A 6,341-nucleotide genomic window follows, 5' to 3' on the forward strand; every position below is an offset into this window, starting at 1 on the left:
GGGCCACGGGCCTGTCTGCCAGGGTCGGCGTCAGCCGTTCGGCGACGGGGACGGCGAGTTCGGCGGCGCCGCGGACGGGCTGCCGCTCGTCGTCGGGGCGGGCGACGGGTTGGCCGACGCCTGCGCCTCCTGGAACGCGGTCATCGCCTCGTCCAGCGCCTTCAGGGCCCGCCCGTACCGCTCGAAGTCGCCGGACTCCTGGGCCGCCTTGACCTCGCCGATCGCGTTCTGCACCCGGTCGGCGGCCTGGGCCAGCTCACCGGTCAGCACTGGCTGGGTGGTCCCGCCGGTCGGCGGGGTGCCGCCCCCGGTCGGCGGCGGGGTGCCGCCCGGTGCCCGTTTGCCCTGCTCGACGAGCTGCTTGATGCCGTCGGCGAGGTTGTCCGCCAACGCCACGTACGAGCCGCCGTCGCCGTACGACAGCAGCACCCGCTGCAACTGCGGGAACGCGTTCTGGGTGTTGCTCTTCACGTAGACCGGTTCGACGTAGAGCATCCCGTTGCCGAACGGCAGCGACAGCAGGTTGCCGTACTGCACCTGGGACTGCCCGGAGGAGAGCAGGTTGAGCTGCTGCCGGATGTCACCGTTGTTGGTCATCTGCTGGTGCACCTGGACCGGCCCGGAGATCCGGGTCTGGTCGGGCAGCTCCAGCACCTCCAGCTGTGGCCGCCCGTCCACGTACGACCCGGAGATCAGCGCGGCGAGGTTCTCCCGCCGGTTCGGGGTGACCGCCGAGGTGAGCTGGAACCGCGGCTCCTCCTGCCCGGGGAACTGGGTGAACAGGTAGTACGGCGGCTGCTTCTGCCCGCTGTCCGGCGCGTCCGGCGCGTTCGGCACCTGCCAGAAGTCCTGGCCCGAGTAGAAGTCGCCCGGGTCGGTGACATGGAACCGGGTGAGCAGGTTGCGCTGCACCTTGAACAGGTCCGCCGGGTAGCGGAAGTGCGCGGCCAGCTCCGGCGGGATGTCCGCCTTCGGCAGCACCAGGTCGCCGCCGAACGCCTTGTTCCACGCCTTGAGCACCGGGTCGGTCTCGTCGAAGGCGTAGAGCCGGACGGTGCCGTCGTACGCGTCGACCGTCGCCTTGACCGAGTTGCGGATGTAGTTGACGTTCTCCCGGGCGAGCTGGAAGGTGCCCCGGCCGGTCAGTTCGTCGGCGGTCTCGGCCTGGAGGTTGACCCGGTCCGCGTACGGGTACGTCGCGGCCGTGGTGTAGCCGTCCACGATCCACTGGATGCGCCCGTTCACCACGGCCGGGTACGGGTCGCCGTCCAGGGTGAGGAACGGGGCCACCTTCTCCACCCGGTCCCGCGGGTTACGCACGTAGAGCAGCTTGGAGTCCTTGTTCACCGCCTCGGAGAGGAGGAAGTTCGACTCCTGCTCCTTGATCGCGTAGAGCAGCCGGCGGCCGAACGAGCCGATCTTGACGCCGCCCTCGCCGGTGTAGGTGTAGTACTGCTCGCCGCCGGTCGAGGTCGGCCGGTCGAACTCCACGTTGCGGTCCCCGGTCTGCCCGACGATCGCGTAGTCGTCGGCCTCCATCCGCTCGCCGTAGTAGATCCGGGGCTGCTGCGCCGGAATCTGCTCGCTCGGCGACGCGCAGCCCTGCACCTCCTTCTCCGAGTTGCCGAGGGAGCCGGAGACGAAGAACGGTGTGCCGTTGCCGCAGATCTGGTTGGCCGGTGCGGCAACCAGGCCGTAGCCGTGGGTGTAGACGGTGTGCCGGTTGATCCAGTTGCTCTGCTGCGGGGTCAGCTCGCCGTAGTTGATCTCCCGGACGCCGACCACGTAGTCGGCGGTCTTGCCGCCCACGGTGTACCGGTCGATGTCCAGCTTCGGGCCGAAGTCGTAGAAGCCCCGCACCTGCTGGAGCTGGGTGTACGTCTCGGAGACCAGCTGCGGGTCGAGCAGCCGGATGTTCTGCACCACGGAGGTGTCGGTGGCCAGGCCGGCCGGCGGGGTCAGGTTGGTCGCGGCGTACGGGCTGGTCTTGGTGCCGGTCAGCCCGAACGCGGCCCGGGTCGCCTCGATGCTGCGCTGGATGTACGGCGCCTCCTTGTCCCGCGCGCTCGGCTTGACCTCGAAGGTCTGCACCGCCCACGGGTAGATGCCGCCGATCGCCACCGCGGAGACGCCGAGCAGGGCCAGCGCGATGCCGGGCCAGAGCAGGTTCCGCATCACCGCGTTGGAGAACACGATGATCGCGATCGCCACCACGATCGAGATGTACGCCAGGATCTCCTTGGCCGGGAGCAGCGCGTTCACGTCCGCGTAGCCGGCGCCGTAGAGCTTGGCGCCCTCGTTGTACTCCAGCAGCATGGCCCGCCGGTCCAGCACGTACGCGATCGCCTTGAGCAGGACGAAGACGGCGACCAGGGTGCTCAGGTGGGCCCGCGCGGCGTTGGTCATCCGGTCCCCGACGCCCTGCAGCCGCACCCCGCCGAAGACGTAGTGCATGGCCAGCGCGCCGAGCAGGGCCAGCACCACCGCGGTGAAGCCCACCCCGAGCAGGTAGCGCCAGAACGGCAGCTGGAAGACGTAGAACCCGACGTCGACGCCGAACTCCGGGTCCTTCACGCCGAAGCTGCCGCCGTTGCGGAACAACAGCCACTGGCTCCACCGGCTCTGCGCGGAGAGCCCGGCGAAGAGCCCGATGACCGCCGAGGCCAGCGCGATCCAGGTGCCGAGCCGGGGGCTCAGCAGCATCCGGTAGCGCTCGAGGGTGGCCTGCTCCGGGGAGTGCGGGCGCAGCTGCGGCCGCAGCCGGTGGGCCAGCCACAGGTTGACCGCGATGACCAGCGCCATGCCGAGCCCGACCAGGAGGAAGAGCAGCAGCCGGGTGGCCAGGACCCCGGTGAAGACCTGGGTGTAGCGGACCTCGTCGAACCAGAGCCAGTCCGTCCAGGCGTTGACCCCCCACCCGAGCAGGGTGAAGAGCACGAACACCCCGATCAGGACCCCGATGGTGACGCGTCCGCGCCGACTCATCCTCGGAAGGGGGCTGCTACGCATGACCACTGTTGGCTCCGCACGCTCGATGTGATCGGCTCCGACCAGGCAACCAGAGTACGGGGTGTTCCTGAGCACGGCGGGTCAAGGTCACGTCACGATCGTCGCGGGCGGCCGCAACCGGCCGTAGTCAGCAGCGGGTGGGCTGCCCGCCGGCGCGGAGCGTATCGAGCGCCTTCAGCGCGTCGTCCAGCGATGCCACCTTGAGCAACGGCAGATCGGGCTGCGGGTTGCGGACGGCCTCGGCGCAGTTGTCGGCGGGCACCAGGAAGACCTTCGCGCCGGCCTCCTTGGCGCCGACCAGCTTCTGCGCGATGCCGCCGATCGGACCGACCCGACCCTCGTCGTCGATCGTGCCGGTGCCCGCGATGACCTTGCCGCCGGTCAAGTCGGCCGGCTCCAGCTTGTCGACGATGCCGAGGGCGAACATCAGCCCCGCGCTCGGCCCGCCGATGTCCCCCAGGTCGATCTTGAGGGTGAACGGGTGCGGCTGCTGCTGGTCGATCTCGACTCCGATCCGGGGGCGGCCGTCCTGCTCCCGGCTGGTCACCGTGGCGGCGGCCGGCACGCCCGCCCGGGTGTACCCGATCTTCAGCGCGGTCCCCGCCGGCTTGGCCCGGATCAGCTCGGTGAGCTTGGCGGCGCTGCTCACCTGCTGGCCGTCGACCGAGGTGAGCACATCGTTCGGCTTGAGCACGTCGACCGACGGGCCGCCCGGGGTGACCGCCTTCACCAGCACCCGGATCGGGTAGCCCAGCTCCCGCAGGGCGGCGGTCTCCGCGCTGGTCTGCGAGTTCTGGAAGTCCTCGGCGTTGCGCTTCTCGACCTCCTGCTGCGACTCGCCCGGCGGGTAGACGAGCTCGCGGGGCACCACCGCCTCGTCCCGGGAGAACCAGCCGGCCAGGGCCGACCGGAGGCGCACGGTGGGTTGCACGCCGACCGTGGTCAGCCGCAGCTGGCCCGCGGAGGTGGACGTCGCCCGCCCGCTGACCTGGATGATCTCCTTGCCGTCGGCGCTGCCCAGGGTGTTGACCGTCGGGCCGGGACCGAGCACCACGTACGGGATGGGCACACTCAGCACCCCGACGCTGAGCAGGGCGGTGAGCAGTGCACCGAGGAGGACGGTCACGCCGCGACGTCTCATGCGGCAGAGCGTACCGATCCGGGTGCCGGCCTCCGGCGCGGTGACCGCGGGACTTCGCCCTCAGCGCAACGCCGACGGGCGCGACCTGCGGCGGGGCACGCGTACCGTAGACGACGTGCCTGATATTCCGTTCGGATTCGCGCTCCCGGGTGGGCAACCACCAGACCCCAACGATCCCGCGCAGATGCAGCAGTTCATGTCGCAGTTGCAGCACCTGCTCTCCGCGCCGGGCAGCGGGCCGGTCAACTGGGACCTCGCCCGTCAGGTCGCGGCCAGCCAGCTCGCCGCCAGCGGCGACCCGGCGGTCTCGCCGTTCGAACGCAACGCGGTCGAGGAGGCGCTGCGGATCGCCGACCTCTGGCTGGAGCCGGCCACCTCGTGGCCCTCCGGCATCCGGGCCTCGGTCGCCTGGAACCGCAACGAGTGGATCTACAAGACCCTCGACGTCTGGCGCAAGCTCTGCGACCCGGTGGCCAGCCGGATGGTGGGCGCGATGGGCGACCTGGTGCCGCCGGAGGCCCGCGCCCAGCTCGGCCCGATGCAGTCGATGGTCGCCACGCTGGGCGGCGCGCTCTTCGGCGGTCAGCTCGGCCAGGCGCTCGGCTCGCTCGCCGCCGAGGTGCTCTCCGCCGGCGACATCGGCCTGCCGCTCGGCCCGGCCGGCACCGCCGCGCTGATCCCGGCCAACATCCGGGCGTACGGCGAGGGCCTGGAGCTGCCGGAGGACGAGGTACGCCTCTACGTGGCCCTGCGCGAGGCCGCGCACCAGCGGCTCTTCCAGCACGTGCCGTGGCTGCGCGGGCACGTGCTCACCGCGGTGGAGAACTACGCCGCCGGCATCCGGGTCAACCGGGAGGCGATCGAGGAGGCGATGGGCCGGGTCGACCCGACCGACCCGGAGTCGATGCAGGCGATCGCGCTGGAGGGCATCTTCACGCCCGAGGACACCCCGGCGCAGAAGGCGTCGCTGGCCCGGCTGGAGACCGTGCTCGCCCTGGTCGAGGGCTGGGTGTGCCACGTGGTGGACAGCGCGGCCGGTGACCGCCTGCCCAACGTGGTACGCCTCGGCGAGGCGTTCCGCCGCCGCCGGGCCGCCGGCGGGCCGGCCGAGCAGACGTTCGCCGCCCTGGTCGGCCTGGAGCTGCGGCCGCGCCGGCTGCGCGAGGCCACCGTGCTCTGGGCGGCGCTGACCGAGCACCGCGGGATCGCCGGTCGGGACGCGGTCTGGGGCCACCCCGACCTGCTCCCCTCGGACGACGACTTCGCCAACCCGGAGGCGTTCGCCGCGACCAGCAGCGACCTGGACGAGGAGCTGGCGAACTTCGACTTCACCGCTCCCGGTGCCCCCGAGGAGCAGACCCCGGGCGAGGACGACGACAAGTCCTGATCCACCGTTGCCGGGACCCGCGCGCTGGTCGTGCGGGTCCCGTCGCGTACCCGGGTCAGCCGGGGTGGCCCGAGAGCAGGGCCCGGGTTGCCTCCCAGCCCTCGACGGCCGGGTCGAGGGTGGCGAGGTCGGCCGGGCCGCGCAGCCGGCGCCAGCCGGCGGTGACCGCCACGTCCCCCGGGCGGGGTGCGGCCGCCCGCACCTCGGCCGGCGCGGCGGTGTCCAGGTCCAGCGGCGGCAGCCACTCCGGCGCGGGCAGCCGGGCGGCCACGCCGAGCAGTCCGGGACCGCTCCCCTCCACCGGGGCGACCGCGACCGGCCGGCTCGACAGCGGCCGGAGCAGCTTGCCGAGGGGCAGCCCGGGCACGTCCGGCGCGTCGGCGACCACCACCGCCGCCTGGTCGTACCCGCTGCCGGACAGGGCGGCGAACACGGCGTTGGCGGTGGGTTGGGGCACCTCGAGCACCGTGGTGCCGGGCCAGACGACGGCGTCGGCCAGCCAGCGGTCCGCCGGGATCACCGCGACCGCGGTCTCCACCTCGTTGAGCGTGGCCAGCAGGTCCACGACGTCCTCGGCGAGCGCGGTACGCCACCGGGTCGGGTCGATCCCCGGCGGCGTCCAGGCCACCGGTCCGAGCAACGCCACCACCACACGTCGGGCCACCCGACGACCCTAACCCGTGCCGCGCCCGGCACCTCCGCCCACCAAGATCCGCGCAACTTCAGGGAAGTGGTGGCCTCGGCGCGCGGGGAGGCAGCATCTTCCCGGAAAGTATGGCCTCCCGCCCGCCGGGCCGCCGGGGT

At 72.1% G+C, this 6,341-nt stretch carries 4 protein-coding genes; 1 reads left to right on the forward strand and 3 read right to left on the reverse strand.

From position 1 onward, the window contains the following. Positions 1–30 precede the first annotated feature (30 nt). Both ACWEVO_RS26660 and ACWEVO_RS26665 read right to left on the reverse strand, forming a co-directional pair. Positions 31–3,009 carry a UPF0182 family membrane protein gene (locus tag ACWEVO_RS26660; RefSeq protein WP_452310250.1) on the reverse strand — a complete coding sequence of 993 codons (2,979 nt, stop codon included), beginning with the start codon at positions 3,007–3,009 and terminating at the stop codon, positions 31–33. A 127-nt stretch (positions 3,010–3,136) separates the two neighbouring features. Further along, positions 3,137–4,150: a YlbL family protein gene (locus ACWEVO_RS26665; protein ID WP_452310251.1), complete on the reverse strand. Its 1,014-nt coding sequence runs from the start codon at positions 4,148–4,150 to the stop codon at positions 3,137–3,139. 184 nt (positions 4,151–4,334) lie between these two features. On the opposite strand from ACWEVO_RS26665, the gene ACWEVO_RS26670 reads away from it, so the two are divergent. Next, on the forward strand, positions 4,335–5,537 hold the full coding sequence (locus ACWEVO_RS26670; protein WP_452310252.1) for a zinc-dependent metalloprotease: 1,203 nt from the start codon (positions 4,335–4,337) through the stop codon (positions 5,535–5,537). Between the two features lie 55 nt (positions 5,538–5,592). Here ACWEVO_RS26670 and ACWEVO_RS26675 read toward each other — a convergent pair whose 3' ends face one another. After that, positions 5,593–6,201 carry a hypothetical protein gene (locus ACWEVO_RS26675; protein ID WP_452310253.1) on the reverse strand — a complete coding sequence of 203 codons (609 nt, stop codon included), beginning with the start codon at positions 6,199–6,201 and terminating at the stop codon, positions 5,593–5,595. Positions 6,202–6,341 lie beyond the last annotated feature (140 nt).

It is taken from the genome of Micromonospora sp. NPDC003776, from assembly GCF_053605645.1.